19 protein-coding genes are annotated in these 15,568 nt (G+C 43.6%); 10 read left to right on the top strand and 9 right to left on the bottom strand.

Annotation, left to right across the window (positions count from 1 at the left end; all coding sequences use genetic code 11):
- Positions 1 to 49: 49 nt before the first annotated feature.
- The 3 genes from secB to cysE all read left to right on the top strand — a co-directional run bounded on the left by secB (position 50) and on the right by cysE (position 2,455).
- Positions 50 to 520, top strand: a complete 471-nt coding sequence (gene secB, locus L4C32_RS09200; protein WP_428196576.1) for a protein-export chaperone SecB — start codon at positions 50 to 52, stop codon at positions 518 to 520.
- A gap of 86 nt (positions 521 to 606) precedes the next feature.
- On the top strand, positions 607 to 1,629 hold the full coding sequence (gpsA, locus tag L4C32_RS09195; RefSeq protein WP_428196599.1) for an NAD(P)H-dependent glycerol-3-phosphate dehydrogenase: 1,023 nt from the start codon (positions 607 to 609) through the stop codon (positions 1,627 to 1,629).
- A gap of 4 nt (positions 1,630 to 1,633) precedes the next feature.
- A complete protein-coding gene (gene cysE, locus L4C32_RS09190; RefSeq protein WP_428196575.1) occupies positions 1,634 to 2,455 on the top strand; it encodes a serine O-acetyltransferase in 822 nt (273 codons plus the stop codon).
- Between the two features lie 70 nt (positions 2,456 to 2,525).
- On the opposite strand, the gene L4C32_RS09185 is transcribed toward cysE, so the two are convergent.
- From L4C32_RS09185 to L4C32_RS09170, 4 genes are all read right to left on the bottom strand, one after another.
- Positions 2,526 to 3,020, bottom strand: a complete 495-nt coding sequence (locus tag L4C32_RS09185) for a tRNA (cytidine(34)-2'-O)-methyltransferase (RefSeq protein ID WP_428196574.1) — start codon at positions 3,018 to 3,020, stop codon at positions 2,526 to 2,528.
- Between the two features lie 68 nt (positions 3,021 to 3,088).
- Entirely contained in the window at positions 3,089 to 3,691 is a 603-nt protein-coding gene (locus L4C32_RS09180; protein ID WP_428196573.1) for a superoxide dismutase, read from the bottom strand.
- 86 nt (positions 3,692 to 3,777) lie between these two features.
- Positions 3,778 to 5,160 carry an envelope stress sensor histidine kinase CpxA gene (gene cpxA, locus L4C32_RS09175; protein WP_428196572.1) on the bottom strand — a complete coding sequence of 461 codons (1,383 nt, stop codon included), beginning with the start codon at positions 5,158 to 5,160 and terminating at the stop codon, positions 3,778 to 3,780.
- A gap of 12 nt (positions 5,161 to 5,172) precedes the next feature.
- Complete coding sequence (locus tag L4C32_RS09170; RefSeq protein WP_428196571.1) at positions 5,173 to 5,853, bottom strand: response regulator; 681 nt, start codon at positions 5,851 to 5,853, stop codon at positions 5,173 to 5,175.
- A gap of 194 nt (positions 5,854 to 6,047) precedes the next feature.
- On the opposite strand from L4C32_RS09170, the gene L4C32_RS09165 reads away from it, so the two are divergent.
- The 4 genes from L4C32_RS09165 (at position 6,048) to L4C32_RS09150 (ending at position 10,137) form a co-directional block, all read left to right on the top strand.
- Complete coding sequence (locus L4C32_RS09165) at positions 6,048 to 6,530, top strand: Spy/CpxP family protein refolding chaperone (RefSeq protein ID WP_428196570.1); 483 nt, start codon at positions 6,048 to 6,050, stop codon at positions 6,528 to 6,530.
- Between the two features lie 56 nt (positions 6,531 to 6,586).
- Positions 6,587 to 7,498, top strand: a complete 912-nt coding sequence (gene fieF / locus L4C32_RS09160; RefSeq protein WP_428196569.1) for a CDF family cation-efflux transporter FieF — start codon at positions 6,587 to 6,589, stop codon at positions 7,496 to 7,498.
- A 215-nt stretch (positions 7,499 to 7,713) separates the two neighbouring features.
- Positions 7,714 to 8,676 (top strand): 6-phosphofructokinase, encoded by a 963-nt coding sequence (gene pfkA, locus L4C32_RS09155; RefSeq protein ID WP_428196568.1) that lies wholly within the window; start codon positions 7,714 to 7,716, stop codon positions 8,674 to 8,676.
- Between the two features lie 327 nt (positions 8,677 to 9,003).
- A complete protein-coding gene (locus L4C32_RS09150) occupies positions 9,004 to 10,137 on the top strand; it encodes a flagellin (RefSeq protein WP_428196567.1) in 1,134 nt (377 codons plus the stop codon).
- Between the two features lie 121 nt (positions 10,138 to 10,258).
- Here the strand turns inward: L4C32_RS09150 and tpiA are convergent, their stop codons facing one another.
- Positions 10,259 to 11,029, bottom strand: a complete 771-nt coding sequence (gene tpiA, locus L4C32_RS09145) for a triose-phosphate isomerase (RefSeq protein ID WP_428196566.1) — start codon at positions 11,027 to 11,029, stop codon at positions 10,259 to 10,261.
- Between the two features lie 332 nt (positions 11,030 to 11,361).
- Here tpiA and L4C32_RS09140 point away from each other — a divergent pair, with 332 nt between their 5' ends.
- Positions 11,362 to 11,709 (top strand): 5-carboxymethyl-2-hydroxymuconate Delta-isomerase, encoded by a 348-nt coding sequence (locus tag L4C32_RS09140; RefSeq protein ID WP_428196565.1) that lies wholly within the window; start codon positions 11,362 to 11,364, stop codon positions 11,707 to 11,709.
- A gap of 22 nt (positions 11,710 to 11,731) precedes the next feature.
- Complete coding sequence (locus tag L4C32_RS09135) at positions 11,732 to 12,160, top strand: DUF805 domain-containing protein (RefSeq protein WP_428196564.1); 429 nt, start codon at positions 11,732 to 11,734, stop codon at positions 12,158 to 12,160.
- Here the strand turns inward: L4C32_RS09135 and L4C32_RS09130 are convergent.
- From L4C32_RS09130 to glpX, 3 genes are all read right to left on the bottom strand, one after another.
- On the bottom strand, positions 12,141 to 12,467 hold the full coding sequence (locus L4C32_RS09130) for a DUF3135 domain-containing protein (RefSeq protein WP_428196563.1): 327 nt from the start codon (positions 12,465 to 12,467) through the stop codon (positions 12,141 to 12,143). The two genes, L4C32_RS09135 and L4C32_RS09130, sit on opposite strands and share 20 nt — an antisense overlap.
- 117 nt (positions 12,468 to 12,584) lie before the next feature.
- Positions 12,585 to 13,205 (bottom strand): helix-turn-helix transcriptional regulator, encoded by a 621-nt coding sequence (locus L4C32_RS09125; RefSeq protein WP_428196562.1) that lies wholly within the window; start codon positions 13,203 to 13,205, stop codon positions 12,585 to 12,587.
- Between the two features lie 138 nt (positions 13,206 to 13,343).
- Positions 13,344 to 14,351, bottom strand: coding sequence for a class II fructose-bisphosphatase (glpX, locus tag L4C32_RS09120; RefSeq protein ID WP_428196561.1), 1,008 nt, complete (start codon positions 14,349 to 14,351; stop codon positions 13,344 to 13,346).
- Between the two features lie 372 nt (positions 14,352 to 14,723).
- Here glpX and zapB point away from each other — a divergent pair, with 372 nt between their 5' ends.
- The gene (gene zapB, locus L4C32_RS09115; protein ID WP_428196560.1) at positions 14,724 to 14,966 is read left to right on the top strand and encodes a cell division protein ZapB; all 243 of its coding nucleotides are present in this window, start codon (positions 14,724 to 14,726) and stop codon (positions 14,964 to 14,966) included.
- Between the two features lie 57 nt (positions 14,967 to 15,023).
- Here zapB and rraA read toward each other — a convergent pair whose 3' ends face one another.
- Entirely contained in the window at positions 15,024 to 15,521 is a 498-nt protein-coding gene (gene rraA / locus L4C32_RS09110) for a ribonuclease E activity regulator RraA (RefSeq protein WP_428196559.1), read from the bottom strand.
- Positions 15,522 to 15,568: the final 47 nt, after the last annotated feature.

Genomic DNA, 15,568 nt, shown 5'->3' with positions numbered 1-15,568 from the left:
GCTAACCTGTAGCAAACCAAATTTACTTTTGTATAAGGATTTTAATATCATGGCTGAAGCAGCAACCCAAGAAAACCAACAGAACTTTGCAATTCAACGTATCTTCCTAAAAGATGTATCTTTTGAAGCGCCTAACTCACCTGACATGTTCCAGAAAGATTGGAATCCAGATGTGAATTTGGATCTTGATACTCAAAGCCGTCAACTTGGTGAAGACATTTTCGAAGTGGTTCTGCGTTTAACGGTTACGGTTAAGAATGAAGAAGAGACTGCATTCTTATGTGAAGTGCAGCAGGGCGGTATCTTTACTGCTGGTGATATGGAAGCGCCGCAACTTGCGCATTGCCTAGGTGCATTTTGCCCAAATATTCTTTTCCCATACGCACGTGAAACAATCTCTGGTCTTGTGACTAAAGGGACGTTCCCACAGCTTAACCTTGCTCCTGTGAACTTTGATGGTCTGTTCATGAACTACCTTCAGAACCAATCACAAGAGAGTGAAGCGGAAGCAGAAGCGTAAGCTCCTCACAGCGATAGAGATTGAGTAAAACCAGATAAAAGGGGAGTCTAGCGCTCCCTTTTTTTATTTCATTTTTGAGGTCAATGATGACAACAACTACAGATTATTCAGACATCGCGATGACGGTATTAGGGGCGGGTTCTTACGGAACGTCACTGGCCATATCGTTAGCGCGTAATGGTGCAAAGATCATTCTTTGGGGTCATGAGCCAGCGCATATGGCTAAACTGCAATCTGATCGCTCTAATGAAGAGTTCCTACCCGGCGTCGATTTTCCAGAGACCTTGATCATGGAGTCTGACCTGCCAACGGCCATTCAAGCCAGCCGAGATCTCTTAGTGGTAGTACCAAGTCACGTATTTGGCGAAGTGTTAACCAATGTAAAACCGCACCTTCGCAGTGATTCACGTATCTGCTGGGCCACCAAAGGCCTTGAACCTGAAACGGGGCGACTGTTGAAAGATGTCGCTGCGGATATCATAGGTGATGGTCATTCACTGGCCGTGTTATCAGGACCAACGTTCGCTAAAGAGCTAGCAGCGGGAATGCCAACCGCTATTGCAGTGGCCTCTCCAGACAGTGAGTTTGTTCAAGATTTGCAAGAGACGATTCACTGTTCAAAAACCTTAAGAGTGTATGCTAACAGTGATTTCACTGGTATGCAGTTAGGTGGCGCAGTGAAGAATGTTATCGCTATTGGTGCGGGTATTTCTGATGGTATTGGCTTTGGCGCGAATGCTCGTACTGCGCTGATCACCAGAGGGCTCGCTGAGATGTGTCGTCTAGGCGCTGCCATTGGAGCACAAAAAGAGACGTTCATGGGAATGGCCGGATTGGGCGATTTAGTCCTTACTTGTACTGATAATCAATCACGTAACCGCCGTTTTGGTTTGGCCTTAGGGCAGGGCAAAGATGTCGATACGGCGCAGATTGAAATCGGTCAGGTGGTTGAAGGCTATCGCAACACCAAAGAAGTGTGGTTATTGGCGGAACGTATGGGTGTTGAGATGCCAATTGTAGAACAAATTTATCAAGTGCTGTATAAAGATAAGGATGCTCTAGAAGCTGCCAAAGACCTACTCGCAAGAGATAAAAAATCGGAAGGATAATTCAGTGGAAAACTGCCGCAAACATAAAGTATGGGAAACCATCGTTAAAGAGGCTAAGGAACAGTCTGAACAAGAACCTATGTTAGGCAGTTTTTATCATGCCACCATCATTAAACATGATACGTTGGCCGCTGCGCTCAGTTATATTCTTGCTAATAAACTGTCGACGGCTTCAATGCCAGCCATGGCCGTACGAGAAGTGGTTGAAGAGGCCTTCCAATCTGACTGCTCGATTACCGACGCTGCCGCTTGTGATATTTGTGCGATAGTTTCACGAGATCCTGCGGTTCAGATGTACTCGATTCCACTACTTTATCTTAAAGGCTATCATGCACTGCAGGGGTACCGTGTAGCTAACTGGCTTTGGAAACAGGGGCGTGTAGCATTAGCGACTTATCTACAAAATCAGATCTCTGTTGCTTGCCAAGTGGATGTTCATCCTGCGGCGAAAATCGGCAAAGGGATCATGTTTGATCATGCGACAGGTATTGTTATTGGTGAAACTGCCGTTGTTGAGAACGATGTCTCGATACTGCAAGATGTGACCTTAGGCGGTACAGGGAAAGAGTGTGGTGATCGTCATCCTAAAATTCGTGAAGGGGTAATGATAGGCGCAGGCGCTAAAATTCTCGGCAATATTGAAGTGGGTGAAGGAGCCAAGATTGGTTCTTGTTCTGTGGTACTTCAAGCTGTCCCAGCACATACCACGGTGGCAGGGGTACCTGCAAAAATCGTCGGCAAACCATCAACGGATAAACCGTCATTAGACATGGATCAAGGGTTTAATGGCATGACCAAAACCTACAATAATGGCGATGGTATCTAACGATTGATGCCACTTAATGGTGATAACAAGCAGTAACGTATCGATGATGGGTTACTGCTTTTTTATTTGATTACACTGCGCCAGAAAAATCCATCTGTCTCCACGCTTCAAACGCAATGATCGCCACTGCATTAGACAGATTCAAACTGCGGCTGTCTGGCATCATTGGAATGCGAATACGCTGCTCCATCGGCAAACTTTCAATCAACTCTGCCGGTAACCCACGGGTTTCAGGACCAAAAAGAAGCACATCCCCTTGACGAAATGAAGCGTCGGTATGACGTCCAGTCGTCTTAGTGGTACAAGCAAAAATGCGGCGCTGGTTAGGATCATCAAGCTTATCGCCATCTGCCCCAACAAATTCAAGAAAGGCGTTAAGATCTTTATGGATTTTGACTCGCGCAAGATCATGATAATCCAGCCCCGCTCTACGCACTTTTTTCTCATCAAGATCAAAACCGAGAGGCTCAATGAGATGCAAATTGGCACCACAGTTGGCCGATAAGCGGATTATGTTGCCAGTATTTGGGGCAATTTCGGGTTCAAAAAGGGCGATATCAAACATTGTATCAACTTCATGCTCATGAGTAATATCGCCATTATACGCTTCTATGGAGGATAAACTAATATTGTTTATTCGTTGCCATAGTGCTGAGCGATGTTATCCCAATCAACCACGTTCCACCACGCTGATATATATTCAGGTCGACGATTTTGGTAACTAATATAATAGGCATGCTCCCACAGGTCTAAAGCGAGAATGGGTTGTCCTTGTTTTTCAGATGTATTCATTAAGGGATTATCTTGGTTACTGGTAGAGACAATATCTAATCCAGATTCGTTTTTGATTAACCAAGTAAACCCTGAGCCAAATGTATTAATGGCAATATCAGAAAACTGTTTCTGGAATGTTTCAAAATCCCCAAACTGAAGATTAATTTGTTCAGCTAGGTTTCCTGTTGGCGAACCGCCTCCGTTTGGAGACATACAGTTCCAGAATAGCGTATGGTTGAAGTAGCCCCCACCATGATTTCTAATTGCTGTTGAGTGCGAAGCCATTGAAGAAAAAATGGATGTTAAGGTTTGATTTTCTAGTGCGGTATTACGAATGGCATCCGTAAATTTATTGAAATAGGTACGGTGGTGTTTATTATGATGGATTTCCATAGTTTGAGCGTCTATATATGGTTCCAATGCATCGTATTCATATGGTAATTCTTGAAAGGTATGAATCATAGTATCTTCCTAATAAGTATTGTCCCCTTTGACATTAATGATAATAATTATCAATATCATTAATGTCAAAGAATTAGACCAATTCCTTATTGTAATGGCAGATTGAGGGTCATTTTTAATCCACCCATCTTGCTGGAAGAGGCGGTAATAGTACCATTGTGTTGTCGGATCGCATTTTCAGTGATGGCAAGCCCCAATCCGGTCCCCCCACTGACTCGATCTCTGGCGGTAGATACACGATAAAAAGGGCGGAAAATATCGTTAAGCTCATCGTCAGGAACGCCGCTACCATCATCTTCGACGATAAGGGTGAGTCGTCCCGCTTGTTTATTAATGGAGATTCGAATTTGCTTTTCACCATAACGAATGGCATTGCGTACCACATTCTCAAGAGCACTCATGAGTAAGTTAGGGTTGCCAGAAATTGGCCAAGCCTCTATTGCGTCGTAGTGAAGGTTTTTTCCTGACTGCTCGGCTTCAAACTTGGCATCCTCTAAAATATCAAACCACAACGTCTTGGTATCCGTTTCTACACGGTCTTCGTGGCTATTGATCTGCATTCTAGATAATTCTAGCAGTTCGGCAATCATCTTCTCTAACCGTTCTGCCTCCATCTCAATGCGATCCAGTTCAGCACTCTCTCCTTGCTTTCTTGATGCTAAAGCGGTGGCCATTCTTAGTCGCGTGAGTGGTGAGCGAAGCTCATGGGAAATATCAGAAAGCAGGCGCTGTTGCCCAGATACCATGGTATTAATAGCACCCACCATTTGGTTAAAACTGGCACCGGTTTTTCGAAACTCTTTGGTTCCTTTCTCTAAGCTTGGATCGTGAACAAATTGCCCTCGAGCGACTCTTTCAGCAGCGTGCTGCAGTCGTCTTGCTGGCTGACTGAGTGCCCAAGCAAGCCACAGAAGAAAGGGAGTGCTTACTAACATAGCGGCTACTAACAGTTGGGCTGGTCTGTCTAATATCTGCAAAATAAATGGGGGAGGGTTACGGTAAAAACGAGAGACATAAAGCAGTACCTTTTGATTGGCGATAGTGACCTTAAATGGGCCAGCAAGCATTTTTCTGCCATACAGTTTCTGCTTAGGATTGTTTAGATCGTCAGACAAGGTAATAAAGTTACGTAGGGATTTACTCTGCCCTCGATGGTGCTCATTGACTATTTCGCCAGAGTAGTTGGTAAAAAAGAGAGAGAAGGAGCCCGGTTGTTTATTGCTGTATTGGTCGATCATGCTCAAGCTGCGGTTAAAGTCAGCGTTATGTTGGTACTTATGAGTGATGCTCTCCGCCACTTTTTGAATCTTGACTAAGGGAGCTTGCCCAATTTCATGCTGTGAGCGTGGGTCAAAGTGAGGGGCGATCACCACTGCAAGCAACACTAGAAATAGTGTTAGCCAAAAAATGGCAAAAATACGACCATAAAGGCTAGAGAATGGGGAGAATCGCACTCTATTATTCAACACGTTGACCTCAATTTATTGGGTGACAAATAGGTAACCACGACCGCGTAAGGTTTTAATACGTGGTTTATCCTCTTCACTATTGGGCAGTTTCTTACGTAAATTGGACACATGCATATCGATAGAGCGATCAAATGCGGCCAGTCTTTTGCCTAACACTTCTATACTGAGCTCCTCTTTAGAGATGATTTTCCCTGGATGTTGTACAAACTGACTGAGCAGACCCAGTTCGGTACCAGTAAGATCCAACAGCTGCTGATTGCAATACGCTTCTTGTTTACCTAAGAATATCTCAATATCTTGATACTTAATCGATGCCGTCTGTTCGGTAGATTTGGCTTGAGTCCGTCTAAGGATAGCGCGAATTCGGGCAAGCAGCTCCCTATCGCTAAAAGGTTTAGGCAAGTAGTCATCAGCCCCAAGCTCAAGTCCAATCACTCTGTCTATCTCTTCCCCTTTGGCGGTTAACATCAATACTGGGGTCTCATATGACTCACGGAGTTTACGCAGCATCTCCATGCCGTTCATTTTGGGCATCATAATATCCAACAAAACGAGATCTATTTGATCGGAGATCAGCGCTAACCCTTCTTCGCCGTTGTTTGCTTCAATAACATCAAAGCCCTCCAAAGAAAGAATGTCTTTTAACAGAGAGGTTAACTCTATGTCGTCATCAACGAGTAGTATGTTGGCCATATTGGTATCCAAAATTGGTCTCTAGAGGAGTAATCAGTGTAAATTAGCGCGAAGCCTATTGCTATTCTACTGCGATTTTAGTGCAGAGGGACGCTCTTTACGTACCTTTACGATGCCTATACACCCATTTACGCTGGTTGTTTTATTCTACTCTCACTGTAACAAACAACCTTAATCTATTTGGAGTAAAGAGTATGAAAACATTAACAAAGAAAATAATGATTGGCGCCATTGCATTTCCACTGATGCTAGGCTCAACGGCAGCTCTCGCTTTTGGTGGTGGTAATGGCGGTGGACATCATGGTGGAGGCATGAAGGGCGGTAAGTGCGAAATGATGTCAGGAAAGAGAGCGCTAAAACAGGTCGATCTAACGGATGCACAACAGACAGAGTTTAAAACGTTGATGGAGACTCACCGTAGTGCAATGAAAGAACGTCAGCCAAACAGCGAACTGCAGCAGCTAAAACAGCAGATGAATACTTTGTTGCTAGCGGCAGACTTTAATGAAGTCGAAGTACGAGATCTGGCGACACAAATGTCATCACTGCAAGTGGATCGTAAGGTGGAAATGGCACAAAAACGTCACCAAATGCTCAACATCTTAACCGAAGAGCAGAAGGTACAATACCAAGAGGCGCAACAACAGATGATGGACAAATGCCAAGCTAAGAAATAGAACTGTCACACATTTGCCGATATACTAAAGTGAATATACTTTTTTTGTGTTGATAAATGTCAGATAAATATGCCCGTTTAGTTAACATGGCGGCTTGGTTAGCCACTATAGTCGCCACCATTTTAATGCTGGTTAAACTTGCCACCTGGTGGGTTACCGGCTCCGTTAGTCTACTTGCCTCTCTGATTGATTCGATGCTCGATATTGCTGCATCTGTCACTAACCTTTTGGTTATACGTTATGCTCTGCAACCTGCCGATGAAGAACATACCTTTGGTCATGGAAAAGCTGAGTCTTTGGCTGCTTTGGCTCAAGCGATGTTTATTTCTGGCTCCGCCTGCTTTTTATTGCTTAATGGCTTTGAGCGTCTATTTAGGCCTCATGAAGTGAATAGCCCTGAGCTTGGCGTTGCTGTCAGCTTGTTTGCTATCGTGCTCACCTCTGGTTTGATTACGGTACAGAAGTGGGTTGTGAAAAGAACAGGTAGCCAAGCGATTGCCGCAGATTCCCTTCATTATCAATCTGATCTCTTAATGAATGCCGCCATTATGATTGCGTTGCTATTGAGTTGGTTTGGTTGGTCTCATGCAGATGCTGTCTTTGCTCTTCTTATTGGCATCTATATTTTATACAGCGCTTTTCGGATGGCATTTGAAGCGATTCAATCTCTATTGGATAGGCAGCTACCTGAAGAGGAATTGTTACAGATTCGAGAAATCACCTTGAGTATCGAACATGTTCATGGGGTACATCAGCTGAGAACTCGCCTAGCAGGACCTGTGCGTTTTATTCAACTACACTTAGAGCTTGATGATGAATTGAAGCTTATTGATGCGCATCAAATTGCAGATAATGTGGAAGATGCGTTGATGGAGGCCTTTCCATATTCCGATATTATGATTCACCAAGACCCTAAGTCAGTGGTGCTAAAATCTGACCGAGAACAAAGTCAGATGAGATTATCGTAATCCTGTGTGGCACTTATGCAGGAGTGACTATATTATTAGTGCAAAATAAGTACGGGTGTCGACAATGAGCTCCGCTTAGACAACATCGAGTAAAGTGCAGCATGGGCAGTCTGTTTACGTTGTATTTTGGTTTCAGCACTGTGCTGAACGCTAGGAGGGGGAGCCTGGCCTCATTATTGATTTGAAATTTACAGATCTAAAACTAGAGGGTAACCATGATTAAGAAGATTGGTGTTTTAACGAGTGGTGGTGATGCGCCTGGTATGAACGCAGCGATTCGCGGAGTTGTTCGTACTGCATTATCTGAAGGTATTGAAATTTACGGTATTCATGATGGCTATTTAGGCCTAGTGGAAGACAGAATTGAGCCTCTGGACCGTTCAAGCGTGTCAGATATGATTAATCGAGGCGGGACATTTTTGGGTTCAGCTCGTTTTCCTGAGTTTAAAGAGATCGAAGTTCGTCAAAAAGGGATTGAAAACCTTAAAAAGCACGGTATTGAAGCGTTAGTTGTTATTGGTGGTGATGGTTCATACATGGGAGCCAAAAAACTGACTGAAATGGGTTACCCATGTATCGGTCTACCTGGCACCATAGATAATGACGTTGCTGGAACGGATTACACCATTGGTTATCAGACGGCTCTGAATACCGTTATTGATGCGATTGACCGCTTACGTGATACCTCTTCGTCACACCAACGTATCTCTATTGTTGAGGTCATGGGGCGACACTGTGGTGATTTAACCCTAATGTCTGCGATTGCAGGTGGCTGTGAATACATTATTACGCCAGAGAAAGGGCTAAATAAAGAGAAGTTACTTGTGAGTATTCAAGAGGGAATGGATAAAGGTAAGAAACACGCCATTATCGCCATTACCGAATTAATGACAGACACCAGTGAGCTCGCGAAGTTTATTGAAGCGGAAACAGGCAGAGAGACCCGCGCTACCGTACTGGGTCATATTCAACGTGGTGGGCAGCCTAACGCGTTTGATCGAATTCTAGCCTCGCGTATGGGTAACTATGCGGTACAGCTTCTTATAAATGGAGAAGGTGGGCGTTGTGTCGGGATTCAAAATGAGAACATGGTTCACCATGACATCATTGATGCCATAGAGAATATGCGTAGACCGGATCGAGAAGACCTATATAAAATGGCGATTCAACTATTTTAATGCTATTTCAATATTTCGAGCATTATTAAGCGGTATTGCACTCTTTTTTAAGAGCCTAACAGCGATTGTTAGGCTCTTTTTTTGTCTGTTTTATTTGTGTTCAAGAGAGTTATATCGGACTCTTTTTTTAGAACTTTAGCCCTTTATTTAACTATTACTGTTTATTGCTGTTGGGATCATGTTTTTAGCCCGATTTGAAAAAAAAATGAAAAAATAAATAAAGGTTTCCCTCTTCGCGTCGTTACCCTTAGTAACAGAGAGAGTAAGTAGTTTTTATTTTAAAAACGAAAAGTAATCAACAACTAAGAGAGATAAAGAGAGTAAATTATGGCTATTAATGTAAATACTAATGTGTCAGCAATGACAGCACAGCGTTACTTGAATCAAGCATCTGATGGTGTGGGTAAATCAATGGAACGTTTATCTTCAGGTTACAAAATCAACAGCGCAAAAGATGATGCGGCAGGACTTCAAATCTCCAACCGTCTATCTTCTCAGATTCGTGGTCTAGATGTCGCCGTACGAAATGCAAATGACGGTATCTCTATTGCACAAACAGCAGAAGGTGCAATGACTGAAAGTACCAGTATCTTACAACGTATGCGTGATCTGTCTCTACAGTCATCAAACGGTTCAAACTCAGATTCTGACCGTGTCGCTATTCAAGAAGAAGTTACAGCACTTGATGATGAGTTAAATCGTATTGCTGAAACAACCTCTTTTGGTGGTAGCCGACTGCTTAATGGTACGTTTGGTACAAAATCATTCCAAATCGGTTCTGATTCAGGTGAAGCGGTAATGCTTAGCATGAGCAACCTGCGTTCAGACAACGCTGCAATGGGTGGCACTAGCTACACCGCAGCTAACGGTAAAGGTAAAGATTGGGCTGTAACCCCTGAAAATGCACAGCTAACTATCGGTTTTACTGATAAAGCTGGCGTCGAGCAAGCACTAACAATTGATGCTAAGCAAGGCGATGATATTGAGCAGGTAGCAACCTATATCAATGGTCAAACTGACAAAGTTAATGCGTCAGTGAACGAAGACGGTCAACTTCAAGTTGTTGCTTCTTCAGCGGATGTGAAATCACCAGTCTCTTTCGGTGGGTCACTCGGTGGTGAACTAGGCTTCGGTGCTGGTAAAGCTGAGACAGTGAAAGATGTTGATGTTACAACTGTTGGTGGTTCACAGAAAGCGGTCGCGGTTCTTGATGCTGCTCTACAGTTTGTAGATAGCAATCGTGCACAACTAGGTGCATTCCAGAACCGATTCAGCCACGCTATCTCTAACTTAGATAATGTTAGCGAGAACGTTTCTGCTTCAAACAGCCGAATCAGAGATACAGATTTTGCGAAAGAGACGACGTCAATGACCAAGTCACAAATTCTGCAGCAAGCGAGTTCTTCTATCCTTGCTCAAGCTAAACAGACTCCAAATGCAGCACTCGGGCTGCTTGGATAAGTCGACAAGGCACCAACTCTCTCTTAGTTAAACTCAAATCCGGACTTAGGTCCGGATTTTTTTGTTCAAAAAAAGAGCCGTTCATTAACTGAACGGCTCTTTTAGATTGAAGCAGTAGCGCTTATGCTTTTGCGATAGCAGCCGCTTTTGCGATAGCAGCAAAGCTTTTCGCGTCTAGTGCCGCTCCGCCAACAAGCGCACCATCGATGTCTGGTTGCGCAAAGTAAGCAGCGGCGTTTTCTGGTTTAACAGAACCGCCGTATTGAATCACTACATTTTTAGCAACGTCAGCACTTGATTCTGCAATGTGCGCACGAATTTGTGCGTGAATGCGCTGTGCATCTTCAGCCGTTGCTGCTTTACCTGTGCCGATTGCCCAGATTGGTTCATAAGCGATGATCGCGCCTTCAAGTGCTTCTACACCTTGAGTGTTAATTACTGCATCAAGTTGACGAGCACAAACAGCAACCGTTTCGCCTGCTTCGTTTTGAGCTTCTGATTCACCAATACAAAGTACAGGGGTTAAGGCATTCTCTTTTAAGAAGGCAAACTTCTTAGCAACAAACTCATCAGATTCTGCGTGATATTCACGACGCTCAGAGTGACCGATAATGATGTGAGATGCGCCTAGCTCTTTCAGCATAGCGGGAGACATATCACCAGTGAATGCACCACTGTTATTTAGATCAGAGTTTTGAGCTCCAAGAATGATAGGGCTGCCCATTTCGGTCAGGGTGCGCTCTGCGAGATCAACAAACAGCGCTGGTGGAGCAACGGCAACGTCAACACCGCTAACGCCTTCAAGTTCTGCATTTAGACCAGTAAGAAGGTTAACCACCATCTCTTTGCTGCCGTTCAGTTTCCAGTTACCCATAACTACAGGATGACGCATAGGAATATCTCCAAATATAAATTAACGAAAATGATAAAAAAAGCTGTGTAAAAATATAACAGATTTTTTGACTTAATTCGTGTTTGAAATCATCATTGATTCCATCTGGTTAAAAAACACACAGATTTAAAGGGCTGGTTGAATGTTTCAAAATAAATGTGAAATATTCTTTCATATTACGGCTCAATAAATCGAGTGCTGTGGTTTAAAGCCATATTATAGACAAGATTGAAAAGAAAGTAGCCTGTGATCGCAACCAGATAAATGACTCACTACGGTTCAACTTCTTAACGCTCTTAAGTACTGTGTGGGACGAACCTAAAGGAGTAGATATGCCAAATTTAGTTGTAGAGTATTCAAGCTCGGTTGATGAAAGAGTAAACACTCAAGGGTTGTTGGAAGATCTGCATCAAGTGCTGATTGATTCAGGGCTTTTTGAAATAGAGTCGATCAAATCGAGAGCACAACGCTATCACTCATGGTTAATTGGTGAAAAAGAGGACAGTGAGGACTTTATCCACCTGAATTTTGAAATGCTATCCGGTAGGAATGAAGAACAAAAAAGAGAATTAAGCAGAAAATTGATGTCAGTTCTCGCAGAGCAAGCCAATACCGTTTACAGTCTCACCATTAATATTCGAGATATGGATAAAAATTGCTTCATTAAAGTGATCAATTAATCCAAAACGTTAAAGGTGTAGTATGACCGTAACTCAATGGCTCTTTTCATTTAAAGGGCGAATTTCACGTTCACGTTTTTGGACTTGGACAGCCATCTATTACGCCTCCTTTTTAGCTGCAATTGCACTGCTGCCCCAATCTGGCGGGTTTGGAAACCTAATATTACTGGTGGTGGGTTTTGTGCTGCTGATCCCTGATCTGGCGGTACAAGCGAAACGCTGGCATGATCGAGATAAATCCCTATGGTGGCTACTGCTGAATGTGCCCATTATTGCCGATCGATTAATGCGCACCGCTCTTGATAGCAGTGCAGCCCAAGAGAGCTTACAAACTGCGGTATCAATCATTGCGATTGTGAGTGGCTGTTGGCTGTTTATTCAGTGTGGCTTTTTGAAGGGTACCGAAGGCCCTAACCGCTATGGGTTAGCGGTTAACGATGTGGTGAAGTAAAGGGAAGAATCTCTGCACTGTCTGTTTTTTTAATGGGCTCACTCACCGCCGTTGAAAACTTCGAAAACTGTTTATTTAACTCTTTCATCAGCAGCACATTGGTATGATTTGGGTTTTTACCTAAACCAATGACACGCTCTATATGGCTCATTTGAGCCTGCAGCCTAGGTTGCAACTCTCCAGGGGCATTATCAATAATGGTCTGACTCATCTCTCTTCGAAGGGTTTCTAGCGACTCTGGAGACTCTTCAACCATCACCAGTAATGTATCAAAAGAGGGGAGTTCCGAGGTTTGTTGAACACGCATTATCCGATCCTTTCTTATCACCATCTTAATTGAGCTTAGGTGAAAAAAGGGGATGTTGCATAATGGTGAGCGGGATGAGGGGTTTAACCGTCTTAAAATTGAGACGGAAAGAAAGGGTTAACGAGCCTCCGTGATTTGGTATACACAGCGACGTTGACCTTGAATAATATGCTCTTGTCGTTCGATTAGATATTGATGACCAAGCAGTTTATTGAAGATATTAATTTCAGACTGGCAGAGTGAAGGGCAGCGTTTCGCGGCATGACAGATTGGACAGTGATTTTCCAGCAATCGATAGCCTTGTTCCGTTTTCTCAAGTTCAGCCATATAGCCCTCTTGCTCTCGTAATCGAGTGAGCGTAAGGAGTTTCTGCTCTAAAGTTGTACACTCATTAAGGTGGCTCTGGTAGTGATTAAGGGTTTTGTCTTCTCTACGATCAATGACTTTTTGCAGCCCCTCTTCACCGAAAAGATCGTGTACGGAATCGATAAAATTGATGGTCAATTCACCATGACTGTTAGTAAACTTGTTGTGACCGATTGAAGTGAGAGTCCAGTGGCGAGTGGGGCGGCCGACTTTGACTTTAACATCATGGAAAGCAATCAAACCTTCTTCCTCAAGGCTTTGAAGATGTTGACGAACCCCCATCGTGGTCATTTTTAGATCCGTCGAGAGCTTTTTGGCGGTGACCGATCCTTCACGCTTTAACGTATTAAGAATAATATCGACTGATTTCATAGTAGAGACTCCGTTCATCTCTCTTATTATGGGATGAGTTCAGTATATAAAGCAAACTCTTTACATAAAGAGTTTTATTAAATGGCAATAAAAAAACGCAGCTACTGCCACGCTTATTGTCGGTGATGAGCTAAAAAATTAGAGAATACGCTCTCTCACTTCAGCATCTTTACGATCTAAGTAGTGAGTCGATTTAATGCGTCGAATAGTACGACAACGACCACGGATTAGTAGCGTCTCTGTCGTAGCAATGTTTCCGTTACGAGTAATCCCTTCTAACAGATCGCCTTTGGTGATCCCTGTTGCGGCAAAAACCACATCATCACTGCGAGCCATATCAGACATCGTAAGTACTTTACGCGCTTCAACCCCCATCTCTAGGCAACGTTTCAGCTCTAATTCACCGTGTTGGCGGTTCTCTTCCGTATCCCCTTTTACTTCATGACGGGGCAACAGGCGACCCTGCATATCACCATCAAGGGCTCGAATAACAGCAGCGGAGACAACCCCCTCAGGCGCACCGCCGATGCAGTACATGACATCCACTTCACTGTCTGGCATACAGGTTAAAATAGAAGCAGCAACATCGCCATCTGGGAAGGCAAAGACACGAACGCCTAAGGCTTGCATTTTCGCAATAGTTTCATCGTGGCGAGGTTTTGCAAGTGTAGTAACCACTAGGGTGTCTAATGTTTTTCCAAGCGCTTTCGCTATCTTGTTTAAGTTCTCTTCTAACGAGAGGTTCAGATCAATGGCACCTTTTGCATCTGGGCCAACAACGAGTTTTTCCATGTACATATCCGGCGCTTTTAAAAAGCTACCTTTTTCACCTGCGGCCAGAACAGCAAGGGCATTAGACTGACCCATTGCGGTCATACGAGTGCCTTCAATAGGATCAACGGCGATATCAACCGCGTCGCCACCCACACCCACTTTTTCGCCAATATAAAGCATAGGCGCATCATCAATTTCACCTTCACCAATGACTATCTCGCCATCGATTTCAGTCTTATTTAGCAAAATACGCATCACTTCAACGGCATTGCCATCGGCTGCGTTTTTATCACCTCGGCCTAACCATTTGTAACCGGCTAACGCAGCCCCTTCTGTAACTCGAGAAAATGCCATTGCTAAATCGCGTTTCATGCTTGCTCCAAACCAGTTAAAAATCTATACAAATAACGATTTTTTGAAGTGAGTGCCTCAAAATTTGGCGCAAATACTATCACATCATCGAAGCAATCACAGCAGAATAGAAAACGATTGCTATTTTTCAGACGCTATTTAATTGTGTATTGTTGGAACGGTAACCATGAGGTTAACGGCGTGCGACAAGCTTGTTAATCGGCTTCAAAATGAGACCGGAGAAATAAAAAGTGCAGAATCGTATGAAAAACATTCGATTGACTCAAAAATTAACACAAGTAAGTGGCAGTCTACATTTGTAGAGGTAAAATAAGCGGCAGTTAGGTGCATTCGGTGCCCGATATCTCAAACATAACGAATAGGTGGCATAAGATGTCTTTGGAAATTTTAGAACAGCTTGAAGCTAAAGTACAAATGGCCGTAGATACCATTTCTCTTTTACAAATGGAAATTGAAGACTTAAAAGAGCAGAATGAAAACTTAGCAACTGAAGCCAATCAGTTAAAATCAAGTCGTGCGGAACTAGAGCAGAAAAACGAAGAGGTGCTCAAAGAGCAGCAAGCTTGGCAAGAGCGTATTCGCGGTCTGCTAGGAAAAATGGAAGACGTAGAATAAAAAAGAGCCATCAAGCTCTTTTTATTACGTACAGACTATTGAGTGAAGAGGGGGGAGTTACTCCTCTTCATATTCCAGCTCTAAGGCCTCTTGAGAGAGGATGATGCCTGTCGTGTCGGCGTAGATATAATCTTCAGGAATAAACGTTACCCCACCGAAGTTAACCGCAACATCAATTTCGCCCACTTCAGACTGAGTGGCACCAACAGGAATAGAAGCCAGTGCTTGTATACCAATATCAATTTGATCCAGCTCGTCTACTTCACGCACGCTACCGTAAACCACTAAGCCTTCCCAACCGTTATCTGCAGCAAGGGTAGCAATACTCGCATCGATAAGTGCACGACGCAGTGAGCCCCCACCATCAATCAAGAGAACACGACCTTCACCATCTTGTTCTAATACTGAGTTGATGACGCCATTATCTTCAAAACATTTGATGGAACTGACAACCCCTGCAAACGAAGAGCGGCCTCCGAAGCTGGTAAACATCGGTTCAACGACATCAACTTGATCCAAATAGATATCACACAGTTCTGAAGTATTGTATTCCATAGTCTCGCTTCTTTCATTGTCAGCAAATGAGTATAAAAAGTATTATA

The organism is Aliivibrio kagoshimensis (assembly GCF_050337105.1).
GTDB classification, from domain to species: Bacteria; Pseudomonadota; Gammaproteobacteria; order Enterobacterales; family Vibrionaceae; genus Aliivibrio_A; species Aliivibrio_A kagoshimensis.
This window is presented reverse-complemented; position numbering and strand designations above follow the sequence as displayed.